Raw genomic sequence first — 15582 nt, forward strand, 5'->3', positions numbered from 1 at the left:
CGGTTCCCTTCACAGATTGATTTGAGTGGTGGCGGCCGTCTTGCCTGCATTCGCAAGCCGGCGCCACGCGCGATAAAGCGACTCGGGCTGGCCGAAGCCGCCCGCTTTGGTCACGACGGAGAGTGCCTTGCCGTGCAGCCGGCATTCAAGCAGCGGCATGCCGTCCTCGATTTCGTCGACGACCCGCAGCGCGCTTGCGCCGGCCGTGGTGAGCAGCGCGCGCGCCGTTTCGCCGCCGGTCGCGATGACGCCGCCCGCGTCGCGCAGGGCGGGCGCGAGCAAGGATGCAAGACGGTTGCAGAACCGCAGTCCGTCGCTCACCTCGCCGCGCTGCGTCTGGCTCAACGAGACCACCACGTGCCGGCCGCGACGCAGCGCGTCGCATACCGTCGTCGTCACGTCGCTGCGCGGCGCGTCCAGCGCGGAGACGGCAATGTCGAGCGTGACGAGCTGCGCGCCGGCGCGTGCCTTGAGGCAGTCCAGCTGCGCATGCGAGATGCTCGACATGCTGCCGACCACCGTGAGCACCGGTCCTTGCGGACCCTGATCGTCGGCCGCCGGGCCGGGCATGTCGCGGGGTGGCTCCAGCGCCTCGATGACGGCAGGGGCCAGGCCGGCCGAGCCGACCCAGAACACGTTGTCGAGCGTCGCCGACGCGCGGGCAATCCGTTGCAGATCCTCGTCGGACGACGCGTCGCAGACGACGGCTTGCGCCCCATCGGATTGCAGCTGCCGCAACCGTGCCGCGAGCGTGCCCGGTTCGCCGCGCACCGTGCCGATTGCCGCGTATGCGACGCGCAGATGCTCGGCGGACAGCAATGCAACCAGATCGGCATTGCCGGGAAGGTTCTCGTTGCGCCAGTATTCGCTGGCTTCCACCGGGACGCCGCGCACCCATTGCCGTCCGTCCAGGGTGGTGCGGCCGGCGGCCGGGTAGGCGGGGCACGCGATTGCCATCCCGCGATGCGACGCCAGCGCGGCGACTTCCGCTGCAAAATTGCCGCGCAGCGTGGAGTCCATCTTCTTGTAGAGGCGCGTGCCGGCACGCGACAGCGAATCGACGGCGGTGACGGTGCGTCGGGCGGCCACGTCGCGGGAGACGCGACGCGAGTCCACGTCGACCGACAGGATGTCCACCCCGTGCGGCGGCGCCGGTGCGCGTTCCGCATCGAGCAGGACCATCGCCGTCAAGCCATGACGCAGCCCGGCCACCGCGCAATCGGCCGCGCCCGACAGGTCGTCGGCGACGATCAGGAGCCGTGCTCCATGCTGGGCGGGCGCGTTCACGGCAGCAGGCGCCGGTAGATGGATTTCATGTCGTCGAGCGCCAGCGCCTTCGGGTTGTTGCCGAGCAGGCGCTTGACCTTCGACGCCGCGACCGCGAGCGCATCGAGATGCGCTTCGGACACGCCGAACTTGCGCAGGTCCTGCGGAATCTCGACGGCCGCGGTCCATTCCTCCATCTTGTCGATCAGCTTGCGTGCCGCGACCGCGTCCGGGTCGGCCTGCGACGCCAGATCGAGTGCGCGCGCAACGTTCGACAACCGGCCTTCGATCGCATCGAGATTGAACGCCATCACATGCGGCAGCAGCATCGCGTTCGCCACGCCGTGCGTGACGTTGAACATCCCGCCGAGCGGATAGGCGAGGGCATGCACCGCCGCGGTGCCGGCGGCGGTGAGTGCGAGGCCGCCATACATCGACCCGAGCATCATCGCCTCGCGCGCCTTCAGCGACTGGCCGTTTTCGTACGCTTCGACGATGTTCGCGCCGATCAGGCGCATCGACTCCATCGCATACATGTCGCTGATCGGGTTCGCTTTCGTCGAGATGTACGATTCGAGCGCATGCACGAACGCATCCATGCCGGTCGCGGCCGTGATCGGCTTCGGCAGGCCGAGCGTCAGCTCCGCATCGAGAATGACGAGTTGCGGCAGCAGGTGACGGCTGACGATCCCCACCTTCAGCGATTCGTCCGGCAGCGTCACGATCGCATTCGGCGTGACCTCGGAGCCGGTTCCGGCGGTCGTCGGCACGAGAATCATCGGCACGCCGGGGTGCTTGATCAGGTCGATGCCCAGCCAGTCGCGCAGCGGTTCGTCGTTGGTCAGCCGCACCGCGAACAGTTTCGCCGCATCGAGCACGCTGCCGCCGCCGATCGAAAGAATGGCCTGGGGCGCAAACGGTTCGATCTGCTCCTTGAACACCGTCTCGACATTGCCGATGGTCGGCTCCGGTTCGACACCGCGAATGATGCGCACGTCGACGTCCTTCGTGTTGAGCGATGCGATCACGCGATCGGCGATCCCCAGCGCTTCCATCGCGGGTTGCGTGATCAACGCGATGCGTTCGACCGGCGTATCGAGCAGCGCCAGCTTGTCGGGAAGCGCGGCGAGGCTGCCGGCGCCGTGAACGATGTGCTTGACTGTCTGGAAATGATAAGTCGTCATGCTGATGATCCGTTTCAGTGATCGCGCGCGGCGTCGCGGTAGAGGGAGAGCGCCCGCGCCAGGCGCTCGCGGGCGTTGTCGTCAAGCGGTTGCGCGGGAGACCGCGCGGGGCCGGCAGGCATCCCGAGCATCTGCGCGGCCGTTTTAAGCACGACGGGCATCGTGCCGAGCGCGAACGCATCGCGTAGCGGACGCAGCGATTCCTGTGCGGCGCGTGCGCCGGCGATATCGCCTGCCTGGAACTTGTTCCAGATCGACATCACGACATGCGGGACGGCATTGGTCGTCGCGGCAACCGCGCCGTCGCCGCCGGCGATCAGCGTCCACAGAATCATCGAGTCGGTGCCGGTGAAGACGGCGAAGTCGTCGCGCCGCAGGTTGATCAGTTGCAGCAGGCGATCGAAGTCGCCGCCGCTGTCCTTGATGCCGCGGATGTTCGGAATCTCGGAAAGGCGGCGCACGGTATCGACCGTCAGCGTGATGCCCGCTTTCGCGGGAATCGTGTAGAGCATGACGGGAAGCGGCGTTGCGTCGGCGATCTTCTTGTAGTGCGTGTAGAGCTCCGGTTGCGTCGCGCCGTTGAAATACGGCGTGATGACCGATACGGCGTCCACGCCGACCTCGCTCATCTTCCGGTTCAAATCAATCACGTCACGCGTCGCATAGGCGCCGGTGCCCGCGATGACGGGCACGCGCGAACGGGACTGGCTGACCGCGATGCGGGCGATGCGCAGTTTCTCTTCTTCGTTCAGCGCGATGAATTCGCCATTGGTGCCGAGCACGAACAGCCCGTGCACGCCTGACTCGATCAGCCGGTCGACCAGCGCGCGCAGGCCGTCTTCATCGACGTTCTCGTCCGCCGTCATCGGCGTGATCAGCGCGGGAACGATTCCTTTGAACGACATTGACATGCTTGCTCCATCGGGGATGGGACGGCGGGCGGAAGCGCCGTGTCCATGGGTTGGGTCGATATCAGCGAAGGCTGCGCGCTGGCGGTCAGGACGGCGCCGCCATGTACGTCACGCCGTGCAACTCGTATGAGGAAACGCGCGCCGAAGGCTACTTCGGGTTGTTTGCTCGTTTCGATCAATTTTGTTGAGCGATGTGTGCATTCTAGTCGATATCGTGACTGAATCAGTCAATGAAAACCCTAGGTCGATGCGCGTATCGATCATTTTTTGATCAGTCAGTGCTCTGGAATGATCGAATGGGTCAGTTTCGGCGGCATGCGCCGCGCGTCGATGAAATCGCGCGGGGCCAGTGCGCCAGCGAGGGTGGCAGCGCGGAGCGGCGGGTGCCGGTGCGACGGGGCGATGGGTGGCGAGCGAGCTTCGGGCCGGGGATTTAGAGGGATGAATCGGTAACGACTGCGCGATGCGGTTTTTTTCATCCTGTACGCTCGCACGGTAGTCGGATCATCGGGCCGGCCGGCGCGGGCTCTCGCGCCAATCTCGATCGACGTCGTCGCTACGTCGTCCTGAATAGGATAAAAAATAGCATATTGAACATGCGGTGCTCATGAACTAATTTCCTCAAAGCCGATACCAAAGCGGCCAGCGAATCGACCCTGACGGGCCGTTCCATATGATCCTGAGTTGCATATGGGACGACACCCGTCAGCCAGGCGACGACAGCGCCCGGTCGAAGCGACGACAGACAAAACGGATCGCAACGATCCCCAACGGAGACACCACTGATGAGCAGCGTTATCGATCCCGGCGCCCGTGCAGGCGCCGCGCCTTTCTTTTCGAAGGAAGCCACCATCGCGCAACCGGGCTTTTCGCGGTGGATGGTGCCGCCCGCCGCGCTGGCGGTGCATTTGTGCATCGGCCAGGCGTATGCGTTCTCGGTATTCAACGGCCCGCTCACGAAAGTGCTCGGCATCACCGAATCCGCGCCTGGGGACTGGTCGCTCACGACACTCGGCTGGATCTTCTCGCTCGCGATCTTCTTCCTCGGCTTGTCCGCCGCGTTCGCCGGCAAGTGGCTCGAACGCGTCGGGCCGCGTCGCACGATGTTCACGGCCGCATGCTGCTTCGGCGGCGGCTTCCTGATTTCCGCGCTCGGCGTGAAGCTCCACCAGATCGTGTTGCTGTACGTCGGCTACGGCGTGGTCGGCGGCATCGGGCTCGGGCTTGGCTATGTGTCGCCGGTATCGACGCTCATCCGCTGGTTCCCGGACCGGCGCGGGATGGCGACCGGGATGGCGATCATGGGCTTCGGCGGCGGCGCGATGATCGCCGCGCCGCTGTCCGTCGCGCTGATGAATCATTTCAAGAGCGCGACGAGTGTCGGCGTTGCCGAGACGTTCATCGTGCTGGGCGTTGCGTACTTCATCTCGATGTCGATCGGCGCGCTCGCGATCCGCGTGCCGCCGGCCGGCTGGAAACCGGCAGGGTGGACGCCGCCGGCGGTAACGAAGCACAAGATGATCACGTCGAATCACGTGCACATCGACCAGGCGCTTAAGACGCCGCAGTTCTATTTGATCTGGCTCGTGCTGTTTCTGAACGTGACGGCCGGGATCGGCATCATCGGGCAGGCGTCGGTGATGATCCAGGAGAGCTTCAAGGGTGCCGTGAGTGCGGCGGCCGCGGCCGGTTTCGTCGGGTTGCTGTCGCTGTTCAACATGGGTGGGCGCTTCGTATGGGCGTCGGCGTCGGACTGGGTGGGGCGGAAGAATACCTACTTCATCTTCTTCGTGTTGGGTGCGGTGCTGTACTTCTGTGCGCCGCTGTTTGCTTCAGCCGGGCAGATCGCGTTGTTCGTGTTGACGTTCTGCCTGATCCTGTCGATGTATGGCGGCGGGTTTTCGACGGTGCCCGCTTATCTCGCGGACATGTTCGGGACTGCGTATGTCGGCGGGATTCATGGGCGGTTGCTGACTGCCTGGGCCGCGGCGGGTATCGCGGGGCCGGTGCTCGTCAATTACATCCGTGCGTACGAAGTTGCACACGGCGTCGTGAAGGCCGATGCATACACGATGACGGTTCACATCATGGCGTCGCTGCTTGTGGTTGGCTTCGTCTGCAACCTGTTCGTCAAGCGGGTGGACGAGCGACATCACATGAGCGATGCGCAGCTCGATGCGGGCAAGTAAATTTCTGGAGATGCGAGAAATGAACGAAATGGTTGCTTCGGTTCGCCCGACCAACAAGGCGGTGCTGGCGGTGTTTTGGTTGTATGTGCTGGTTCCGCTGGCTTGGGGTGTCGTCAATACGCTGGCGACGGCGATGAAGTTGTTTGGGTGAGGGGGTGTGTGCCAGGGCGGCGGTGCCTCATCGGTATTGGCGCATCGTCGGTAGGGAGACGCCGCATGCTCTTTCATGACCGCTTCGCGATCCAGGTAGAACGACAGACTGTGGTTGATGCAAACCGATCCGCGTCGCAAGCTATTGTCGGCAGAGACGGACGCCATTCGGGCTTGCCATCGAGCCATCAGTCGATTGCTTCGGCGAGTCGGCTCCAGGCGGGGAAACGCAACGCCGCGGTTGGCGGCGCCGGTTCCCGGTCAACATGATCTGGTCGACGCGTTGTTGACAACCATCGAGCAGACAGCCCATGTTCGACCGGGCGTCGGCGGGATTCACCTGGTTGAAATTGTGAAGCGCATGGATTGCGGAGAAGTTAGGTATGCCATGTTTATCGGGTTAATTTACGTTCTCGCAAACGGCCTTTCCCGCCGGCCCGTCACCCCAGCTTTTGCCTTTTGGCTGATTGGCGCATTGGCGTTTGGTGAATAATGCCGGGTTTTTGACACTCGGCATCTTCCCGTCGTCGGGGCAATTGTGATGGATGTAGCAGAACTTCTTGTCCGCGGCCTGAGCCGGCCCGCTGAATACGAAACCTGCAACGAGCGCCGGTACGAGGAACATGGCGGAACTTTTCATGAAGTTTCTCCTGTTGAAGATGGAGCAACGGGGTCTGGATGGCTGCAGAGGCGCGCGATTACTGGGAGATCAGGCCGATCGTCCAGACCACGGTTTGGTCGTGGCCGGTGTAGCGGTTCTTGTCGGGCGTGAGCACCACGATGCCAGGCTTGTCGGCAGTGGCGCCGTACGCGCTGTCTGCACTGCTGAACGGGTGATTCCAGGTAAACGTGATGGTACAGATCACGCTGGTGTGGTCCGGCTTCATCAGCTTGTATTCGAGCTGACCTTTCGGGCCGATCTTCGCGCCGGTGTGATTGCCGACTTCCCATTGGCCCTGGCTGTCGATCGTCTTTGGTGGATCGGCGTTGAACTTGCCGTGCTCGACTTTAACGTCACCGAGCTGCAGTTGATGACTCGTATTGTTCGTGATCTTGATGGTGGCGTTTCTGCCCATGATGGTCTCTCGCAAAAGAAGGGGCCGATGGCAACAGCGGGTCTATCGCCGGGTCAGGACGTGACAACGGCAGCGAGCGGGCGATGCCCGCGACGTTGCGGGTAATGCTCCTGCTTTACTTGAAGATGTTGGCCGGCGCGTCGGCGATGCCGATATACTGCTTCGGGATTTTGTTCATTGCGTAGTGCGTGTCCGGCTCCCACTGGCCATCCTTCCATGCGTCGCTGCTGAACGACCATGCGTTGAGCTTGCGGAGCTGTTCGTCGAGCGCGGTCAGATTCGGCACCAAATGCTGGTCACATGAAATCCCGGTGGAGACCGACTGGCCGAGCCAATCCGTGCCGTTGGCGGCTGCGAAGCGGATCGGGTAGAGGCGCACGCGGGCGTCATCGTTTTTCAACAGCCCATGCTGTCCGTCGGGCAGGAACTTCATGTAACGCGCACCGTCCGACGAGGCGCTGAAGACGGCACTGTCGTTGGCATAAATCGAGCTGAGACCACCCGCCGCCGGCCCGAATGCGATGATCTCACCGTCCGGCGTGATGAGCGGAAGCAGCTTGAAGAACTCGCTGAACACGCTCTGGTTGTTGTGCTTCTCGTCGAACTGGCAGGGTGCCAAACGATAGCTCATGCGCTTGTCGTCGCCGCTATGGCTGGCGCTAACGCGAATCGACTGGTCGACGCAGAGCAAGCCGAGCCCGAGTTCCGCGTTACGCAGCAGGCTATTGGCGTTCCAGATGTCGTAAATCTTTTGAGCTGCCACGCCGAGCGAGGCCGATTCACCCGACTGCACGCTACTGGCGGCGTTGCCGAACTCGTCTGCAAGCTGACGAGTGGAGACAGGCTGCTGATCGATATCCTTCCGACGCAGCTCCGTAATTCCGGATGACGACGCGCAATAGTAAATTTTCTTCAACGTCAGGCAATCCTGGATGAAGGTGCGACGCTTCAGCTCTCCGATGTCGGGATCATCGACGATGGCGTTCATGTAACCCTGTGCGAGCCACGGGAAGAGGTCCGGCCAACGCGCGATCCATACGCCGAGGGGCGTCATCTCGTCGCCTGAGTCGGGAGCGTCTGCGGTGGACGCCGCGGCCATCGCTTCTTCCGGCGCGATCCTGGCGCGTTTGCTCGCACCATTTTTCACTTCTGGCGAACCTTCGATCACATTGTTCTTGATCTTGCCGATCAGGTTCTTGAGCTTGGAGGTGTCGGCGCGCTCGCCACTGTCCTCCACGAACCTGGAAAACGTCAGGTCCTTGTTCTTCTGGCTCGCCTGCTTGAACGCCGATTCCTGCGCGAGCGTTTCGACCGCGCTCAGATCGAGCTTGTCGACTTCCTGCTTCGTTTCCTCGTCAGGTTTTGGCTCGCTGAACGCTGGGATTTCCTTGCTCGGAAGAATCGCTTTCTGCGGCTGCAGCTTCATCACGTCGATTTCCCAAAGCTCATCGCGCGCCAACTTATTGACCGCGTCGAACCATTCCGAAATGCGCTTCTCGATCGCGCTGCCGCACGAATAAGCGGTGCAGCTCACTTCCACATTCGACGCCGAGTTGCTGCGGCCGCCATCATAAGCGGCGCCGACCGTCACGCTCTTGCCAGTGCCCGCATAAGAGAAGCTGCCCGAGCCGCCGTATGTCCACGCTTCGGCGGTCTGCTTCGATGTCATTGTCAGGCTTACCGCGCCATAGGCGCCCCAGAAAACGGCCATCACGATTCCAAAGCCATTCCTGCGGACGAACTCGTCGGACGAGGTCAGCCATTCGTCGATCAAGCGTCGCACCTCGGGGTTGTTGACCTTGCCCGATACAACGTCGCGGACTGAAACGTTCTGCTTGCGAGCGTCGGCCATGACTGCGTTGTAGTGCTTCAGGGCGCTCATCGCCGCGTCTCTCGCGCTGCCGCTCAATGCTGCAAGAAACTGCGTGACCGTGAGATTGTCGAAATCGACAAATTCGACACCCGCCTGGATGATCGAGTTGTAGTGAGTCCGGATTGATTTTGAACTAAGCGCCGCGCTCTGGCCGACGTAGGCGTCGAAGGAACTCGAGACTTGCATCAGCCCGCTTACGCCATAGGATCCGCCAAGTCCGAGTGCGCCGGAATTCATCGTTTCCTTATAGACGAAGCTGCTCTCGCCACTCATGAAGTCCGTGTTTATGCGGCCGCGCTTGTCCAACTTCGTGATGGCGCCGTGGATCTGAGAATGGCTGAAATTCAGCGTGCCCGCGTCAACCGTCGATCCGACCGAAACCCCGTTCAATGGATTGTTGTCTTTATTGGAAATCATGACTGGCCCCCGTTGGAATATTAAAATATTCCTTAATAATTTCGCTCTCAGGTCGAATTCGAAGTCTGCCCCTTGTTGCTCGATTTAGATTAGTACATCAACGCGGCATGTAAAGGTATGTCCGTCACTCCGATACCATGCTTACGATTCTCTAACGGAGCAACGCTCATCGCACCCGTCGCCTTAAAGCCATCCTGACGAAATCGTGCATGGCCGCGTCGAACCGGAAACGGTTCTGCGGAGCGTGTGTCGCGTGCAATCTGACCGGCGCCTCGGTCCGTCGGATTGATGTCCGGCACCGGGCAATCGACAACCTGGACCTATACTGGGGCAACCGGGAGGTTCCCATGACTGATCACGACAGACTGCATCCGCTCCGTCCGTTCCTGAAAAATTGGGTTTGGGAGCATGGCCGAATCGGGACGCGCTATCTGGACTGCGTTGACTGCGAAATCAAGTTCGACGAAGGCAAGAAGTCGCATTTCGCAGCGGAGGAATATGTCTATGTGCCGCTTGGCAATGGCGCTGACTACGATGCGTCTGCGGATGGCCCTGTCGTTCACGAGGCCGGACTTGCCCGGTTCTTGCGGGCTGCGCAGTTGGGTAAGCCGGAAGAGGCCGGTTCTGCCGCGGATGTGCAGCGCGCAGTGCAGGACTGCGTGGAGATCGGCCTGTTCAGTGCATATCAAGGGGAGGCTCGAAAGGCATTTGCCCGATACGCGCAGGAACCGATGTTCGACGACGAGATCCGCGCGGCGGTTGTCGACGACATCCGGCCCATTTACGCCGGCATGCGCGAGCAACTTGCGCTGTACGATTTCAGCGTGCTCCACGGCTTGCCCATGCCGCTGCTTATCGGCGACGCGCCCTTCATTGACTGGCGCGTGTGCGTCAGTCCTGCATTGCCGTTCGTGTCGCTTCCGCTGGGACCTTACTGCCTGCTGGTCGGTGCGCCGTCGGGCAGGAAAAGCCGAATCGGCCCGGTGGTCTGGAAGGCCGCTGCCGCGATGGGGCCGTTGAAAGACCACAACCGCCGGATCGAGGAGCAGGCACGTCTGTGGCTGGTGGCGACTATGGATGACCAACTCGTTGCTGCACAAAGTCGCATGGCCGCGGGCAAGGGGAGGGGAAGCTCGGCGTGATGCGTATGCCGACGGAGCGTTGCCGCACTCGAGGGCAGCAAGCTCACGTCGATCCTCCTGGCTCCTGCCTGAGCCCGGTGTGCGAACCGGGCACGCTACTTCTTGGTGGCTGCCGCCTTGGCGAATGCCGCACCGGCGGCAACGGCGACAGCAAGCGCTGCCTTGCCGACTGCACCCGCCACGTTGCTCACGCTTTCCGTGCAGTCTGGGCAGAACTCGTGGTCATAGACCTCCGTCCACTTCGCGAAATCGTGACACCCGGGTGTGCGGCATTTGTACATGTACTGGCCGCAAGTTTCCGTGGGGCACTGGAGTTTGTTGCGCTGAATGACGCCGGTCTCCACGATCTTCGGCAAAACCACCTGTTTGCAGAAAGGGCATTTCCCTTGTTGTACCGTCGCCATTGTTCTTTTTCCGAGAAGTTGACTGCGATCTGTTGATCCCTGAGGGGATCAAGCCGGCACGGAATATAGAGTGCCAATCCGCTGTATAACGACCTTTTGAAGTACTTCTTTAGGCTCAGTCGTGACGCCTTTTTCTTTCGAAAGACTGACGTGGCGGCGGAACGTGTCCGCCCCGTTCGGCCCTTGAATCCGGATAACCAGTCTGTCCCGGATCCGACTTCAACTCCATCCGCTCACCCTCAACGAACCGTCGCCTCGACACACGCGTCCCCGCGAGCTTCCCGGCGCTCAGTCGCCAGAACAGCGGCCGGCAAAGGTGCGCGAGGCGCCCGAAATACCGCGCCCCTGCGAACCAGATACAGCGCGATAAAGCTGACCATCACCGCGATCCATTTCGCGGCAACATTGCCGAGCGGTGCTGCAGCGACATGCACGATGCCCCCGGTCAGCAGCGAACCGAATCCGCAGCTCGCCGCGAACATCAGCGCTTCGTCGATCCGCCTGCGGCCGATCGTGACCGAGCGGAACACGAAGCGGCGCGAAAGCATGTAATTCACGACACCGCCGATCAGGTAGGCCACCCAGGCCGATATCCCGGCATCGATGTGCATGGCCGAGGTCAGCGCGAGGAATAGCGACCAGTCGACGACGAGCGACAGGGCGCTCACGATCAGATAGCTGGAAAACATCATGTCCGCCCCCACTGAACAGCGCGGGTCGGGACCGCGCGCAACCCCGATGCGCCGGCTTGCGGTTCGCTGCCACTTTCGTGATATTCCGCGTCCTCGTTGACGGCCCACACGTCGCGAAGCTTGTGCCCCACGATGATGTTCTCGACGGTCAACATGGCGGTCATCATCGCGTGATCCTGATTGTTGTACTTGTGCATCCCGTTACGGCCGACGAGATGCAGGGTCGGATAATGCTCGGCCAGATCCGCGCGGACCTCATCGACGATGCCGCGATAATCGTCGTCGTACACGGGATACGCCTTCGGCTGACGAACGACGCGCGATCCGCGAACCTGGTCGCGCGTCGCAAGGCCGATTTTCTCGAGTTCGCCGATCGCGAGTTCGGCGAGGTCGGCATCGCTGCTTTCCCACATCGAATCGCCGTCGAAACAAAAGTATTCGAGCCCGAGACAGCCGCCCGTCGCCGCGTCGGGCACCATCTCGGGCGACCACGACGCGAAGTTCTGGATGCGCCCGACCTTGACGGACGGGTCATGGATGTAGATCCAGTTGTCCGTGAATGTGGCGGGCCGATCCAGTATCAACGCGATCGTGATGAAGTCTCGATACTGAAGCCTCGACGCGGCATCCGCGGATGACGGACGGGGCGAAATCGCGTTAAGCGTTTCGCGCAGCGGCGCGGTACACACGACGTCACGCGCGGTGATGCGATGCGTCTGTCCGTCGTGACCGACGGTTTCGACGAGCCAGCGCTGCGCGCGGCTGTCGTATTGCATTGCGCGGGCCGCTTGCCCCATCGTCAGCCGTCCGCCCTGATCCTGGAATTTTCGGGCGGCGGCTTCCCACAACATGCCGGGGCCGCGGCGAGGGTAGTGGAAAGATTCGATCAGGGTCTTGACGTCGGTCTTGCGCGAGCGAATGCCGAGCGAGCGCTTCACCGCGCTGACGATGGCGGTCGACAGGCTCAGGCCCTTGATACGCTGAGCGGCCCAGTCGGCCGAAATCTCGTCGCAGGACATGCCCCACACCTTTTCGGTGTACGTCTTGAAGAAGATCGAGAAAAGTCGTTCTCCGAATTGATTGGCGACCCATTGATGAAAGGACTTCGGGTTCGGGCAAGGTTTGACGCGGGCTGCGAGGTACGAGAGCACGCAACGAATGCTTTCCACGATGCCGAGATTCCGCAAGGCCTCGATTCCGTCGAGCGGGTAGCGGTAGAACTTGTTCCGGTAGAAGATGCGCGAGCTGCGCGGCCGCTCGATGAAGTCGTCCGGCAGCAGTTCGTGCCACAGTGCGACTACGTCCGGGGACTTGGAGAAGAAGCGATGTCCGCCGATGTCGAAGCAGTGGCCGTCGAATCGTTCGGTGCGACTGATGCCGCCGACATAGTGAGGGTCTTTCTCGACGAGCGCGACCGACAGGTCGGTCTGCCTGGTCAGCAGATAGGCGGCGGTAAGCCCGCCCGGCCCCGCGCCGATGATGAGTACGTCAACGGATTGGTCCATGTTGTCACCCCGAGTCTCAAGTCGCTGGTCATTACTGTCGTATCGGCCGCGCCAGCCAGACGGCAAACTGCCATGTCGAATCGATGATGGGTATTTCCCCGTTCAAACATCGTGCGCCTTCGCGTCGCGAGGCGGTGAGACATCGCCCTGGGCGGAAGCCGACCGTCGTGCGGGCACCGCTTTCGTGTTGTCGGCTTGCTGCGTGTGCCCGGGTGATGGTCCCTGAACTGCGGCAGTCGTTCTGATGCTGCGACAGTCGTACAGCCAGACGGTGTTTTGGGGTTTGGGCGACCACGCATGGCGGGTCGCCAACTCCGGGTAGTGGCGATGCGATACGATGAAATCCAGCACCGGGTCTGCGCAGATTTGCCGGATGCCTGTTCGGGTCAGCGGAACGTATTCATACTTGGAAATGAATACGGTCGATTTTTTGCCCAGGGTGTCGTCGCCGCGCGGCCGGGCGGAATTGGGATCCTGCTTGATCAGTTCGACCCGTCGTACCGCCTCGAATGTCGTCCGGCGGTGGAAGATCAGGCCCGCCGCCTGCGCCGACGAGTAATAGCTCGATGTCCTCATCATCAGCCACGGATAAACGATTTCGTCCGCCGGACCGTCCCAGTAGACGATGTCGCCGCGCGCGACTGTATCTTCGAATGGCGCGAAGTCAGCGCGATCCACGCCCGCCTCCATGATCCTGGAGGGTTCCGAGCGCTGGTCGATATTGACAATTCCGTATGCGGCGAATGCGGCCAATATCGCCGGCAGGCCGACGACCGCGATGCGTTTGCGCGACAGATTGAGGATGACGAACAACGCGACCAGCGTGACGGCCAGGTGCGTATGAATCAGTGTTTCGAGCCAGGGGATGTCGAGCCTCACGCTGCCGGTCGGATATGCCGCGCGACCGACCTGATAGGCGCACTGGAAGACGATCCAGACTACCGCGGCACCGAGCGCCGTTCCGATCCACGTATAGCGAAGCGGCGCGGCGAGATCGCGAAGCCGCGTCCGCGGAGCGGCGGGCGCCGGCTGACGGGCTGTCGCGTGGAGCGCCGCAGCAATCGTCAGCGCGATGAACCCGCCGCCGACGTCAAGCAGCAGCCAGCAAATCGCGAGCAGCCAGATCAGGGTCGGCCGAGTGTGGCATTCGCGTCGCACGAGCAAAATGGCCGCAGGCCATTGCATCAGCGTCAGCAGCCACAGCGCACGCCAAGGCTGAAGTTGTATCCAGAGCGCGTCCTGTCCGGTCAAGTCCGCGATTGTGGTCAGCGCGACGCCGGCAATACCGATCAGCGTCAGATTCGACCATAGCGTGCCGTGATCGCGTGTCCGGGGTACACATAGCATCGCAGGAAGTGCGATAGCCCAGCACACCTTGCTCCATGCAGTAAGCGACCACAAGGTCGGAAACAGGAATGGCAGGTTGTATCGCGCGATCGAGCGCCATTCCGGGTCGAACGGATGCAGGTGCAGCCCCTTGAACGGCGGCATCTCGACGACGGCGAACGTCATCAGCGCGAGCGGCAATAGCCACCACCACTTCATCCGCGGCATCAGGCCGAGCATGACGAAGACAAACGAAGCGCCGCCGATCAGCGGATGAACAGCAGTTGCGACGATGGTCAGCGCGATGGCAACGCGATACCGGCGTTCGAGCAGCGACGCAATCGCCCACAGGCCGAGTGCTTCGGCGGGAAGCCGGGCGGTGAGAAAGCCTTCGTCGTAGGAGAAGACCAGACCGGCGCCGTAATCGGCCGGCATGCCGGCGATGAAGAACAACGCGAGCCAGTGCCACGGTTCAGGCAGCAGTTTCTTCGTCAGGCGCCACATGCCGCTCCACCAAAGCGCCTGAGTTGCGATCAGGCACCCGAGATTGCTCGTGCGGAGCCCGAACGCCGCGATAAGCTTCGAGAAGATCCGGCCGTAAATCGTCCAGCGATCCTGGGAGCCATATTCGAAGAACAGGTCGTGCGAAAAATTCTCCGGATGGGCGTTATAGAGCGCCTGCGCGGTGTACAGAATCGCATCGTGCCGAATGCCCGTGTACGGATGCGTCAGCAAGAACAGAACGGCCAGCGAAAGCGCAATCGCGAAGACCGAACGAGGGCGTTTCTCAGTCCATTTCATGATTGAATGGAAGCCATATATCGACAGCATTTCGTGAGCCCGCAATCCTGATGCGGCGGAACGGACCGTGAGGTTCCGGTCTCGCTGACGGCGGCGCGCTGCATCCCGACGGCCCGAGCGCCTTCGGATGAAATGCTGGATCGCGCTCAGGGCGTGCGTTTCAGCTTGCAGTCCGTCGTCAGCGGTACGCAGACACGCATGCCGATCAAGTGACCGGCGGCAGGGTGGGGGCCTGCGTGCGCAGGTGCGTCCCCCGTCTTTGATTCGCGCGGGTGCGTGTTGGAAGGTCCAGCATCCACCCGGGACTGTTTTCGGTGCGATCGTTGCTGTGCCGCGGCTCATCCGACGACGCCGCGATCGAGATATTGGTTTTCATTGTGTCCCCCGATGCGTCCTGCACCCAGAAGTGCCTATACCGGTGCGTCGGACGCGGACTTTATCGAAATATTGGGTCAAGCGCCGGGACGGCTGATCCAGCGCCTTTGGCGTGAATGCACGGAGCGTGCCACGCCCGTCGGGGACATGCGTCCATCGCGGCGTTGCCGAACGCCGGCCGCCGACCCTTGCCGATCGGTTTCAATTCCGAATCAGTCGCAGGCGAGTGCGATGGGGGGAGACCGTCCGGTACGAGGGAGGCGCCGGTATC

Annotated in this window: 13 protein-coding genes; 3 read left to right on the plus strand and 10 right to left on the minus strand. The window is 62.1% G+C overall.

What is annotated here, in order from left to right:
* Positions 1-9: 9 nt before the first annotated feature.
* Genes ACTJKF_RS01825 through dapA form a run of 3 tightly spaced genes read right to left on the minus strand, consistent with a single transcriptional unit; the run spans position 10 to position 3361 of the window.
* Positions 10-1287, minus strand: coding sequence for a four-carbon acid sugar kinase family protein (locus ACTJKF_RS01825; protein WP_440622130.1), 1278 nt, complete (start codon positions 1285-1287; stop codon positions 10-12).
* Positions 1284-2450: an iron-containing alcohol dehydrogenase gene (locus tag ACTJKF_RS01830; RefSeq protein WP_440621847.1), complete on the minus strand. Its 1167-nt coding sequence runs from the start codon at positions 2448-2450 to the stop codon at positions 1284-1286. The genes ACTJKF_RS01825 and ACTJKF_RS01830 overlap by 4 nt, the downstream gene beginning before the upstream one ends.
* A 14-nt stretch (positions 2451-2464) precedes the next feature.
* On the minus strand, positions 2465-3361 hold the full coding sequence (dapA, locus tag ACTJKF_RS01835) for a 4-hydroxy-tetrahydrodipicolinate synthase (RefSeq protein ID WP_440621848.1): 897 nt from the start codon (positions 3359-3361) through the stop codon (positions 2465-2467).
* A 785-nt stretch (positions 3362-4146) separates the two neighbouring features.
* Between dapA and ACTJKF_RS01840 the strand changes: the two genes are divergently transcribed.
* Positions 4147-5550 carry an L-lactate MFS transporter gene (locus ACTJKF_RS01840; protein WP_440621849.1) on the plus strand — a complete coding sequence of 468 codons (1404 nt, stop codon included), beginning with the start codon at positions 4147-4149 and terminating at the stop codon, positions 5548-5550.
* Positions 5551-5569: 19 nt separating this feature from the next.
* Positions 5570-5701 (plus strand): MFS transporter small subunit, encoded by a 132-nt coding sequence (locus tag ACTJKF_RS01845; RefSeq protein WP_440621850.1) that lies wholly within the window; start codon positions 5570-5572, stop codon positions 5699-5701.
* Positions 5702-6100: 399 nt separating this feature from the next.
* Here the strand turns inward: ACTJKF_RS01845 and ACTJKF_RS01850 are convergent, their stop codons facing one another.
* The 3 genes from ACTJKF_RS01850 to ACTJKF_RS01860 all read right to left on the minus strand — a co-directional run bounded on the left by ACTJKF_RS01850 (position 6101) and on the right by ACTJKF_RS01860 (position 9066).
* Complete coding sequence (locus tag ACTJKF_RS01850) at positions 6101-6340, minus strand: hypothetical protein (RefSeq protein WP_440621851.1); 240 nt, start codon at positions 6338-6340, stop codon at positions 6101-6103.
* Between the two features lie 58 nt (positions 6341-6398).
* Positions 6399-6776: a hypothetical protein gene (locus ACTJKF_RS01855; protein WP_440621852.1), complete on the minus strand. Its 378-nt coding sequence runs from the start codon at positions 6774-6776 to the stop codon at positions 6399-6401.
* 115 nt (positions 6777-6891) lie between these two features.
* Entirely contained in the window at positions 6892-9066 is a 2175-nt protein-coding gene (locus ACTJKF_RS01860) for a hypothetical protein (RefSeq protein WP_440621853.1), read from the minus strand.
* A gap of 347 nt (positions 9067-9413) precedes the next feature.
* Between ACTJKF_RS01860 and ACTJKF_RS01865 the strand changes: the two genes are divergently transcribed.
* Positions 9414-10208 carry a hypothetical protein gene (locus ACTJKF_RS01865; RefSeq protein WP_440621854.1) on the plus strand — a complete coding sequence of 265 codons (795 nt, stop codon included), beginning with the start codon at positions 9414-9416 and terminating at the stop codon, positions 10206-10208.
* Between the two features lie 95 nt (positions 10209-10303).
* Here the strand turns inward: ACTJKF_RS01865 and ACTJKF_RS01870 are convergent, their stop codons facing one another.
* The 4 genes from ACTJKF_RS01870 to ACTJKF_RS01885 form a co-directional block, all read right to left on the minus strand.
* Complete coding sequence (locus ACTJKF_RS01870) at positions 10304-10612, minus strand: hypothetical protein (RefSeq protein ID WP_440621855.1); 309 nt, start codon at positions 10610-10612, stop codon at positions 10304-10306.
* Between the two features lie 239 nt (positions 10613-10851).
* A complete protein-coding gene (locus tag ACTJKF_RS01875) occupies positions 10852-11304 on the minus strand; it encodes a GtrA family protein (RefSeq protein WP_440621856.1) in 453 nt (150 codons plus the stop codon).
* Positions 11301-12875 (minus strand): NAD(P)/FAD-dependent oxidoreductase, encoded by a 1575-nt coding sequence (locus ACTJKF_RS01880; protein ID WP_440621857.1) that lies wholly within the window; start codon positions 12873-12875, stop codon positions 11301-11303. The genes ACTJKF_RS01875 and ACTJKF_RS01880 overlap by 4 nt, the downstream gene beginning before the upstream one ends.
* 36 nt (positions 12876-12911) lie before the next feature.
* Positions 12912-14936 (minus strand): hypothetical protein, encoded by a 2025-nt coding sequence (locus ACTJKF_RS01885; protein ID WP_440621858.1) that lies wholly within the window; start codon positions 14934-14936, stop codon positions 12912-12914.
* Positions 14937-15582 lie beyond the last annotated feature (646 nt).

It is taken from the genome of Burkholderia sp. 22313 (assembly GCF_052045245.1).
GTDB lineage: Bacteria > Pseudomonadota > Gammaproteobacteria > Burkholderiales > Burkholderiaceae > Burkholderia.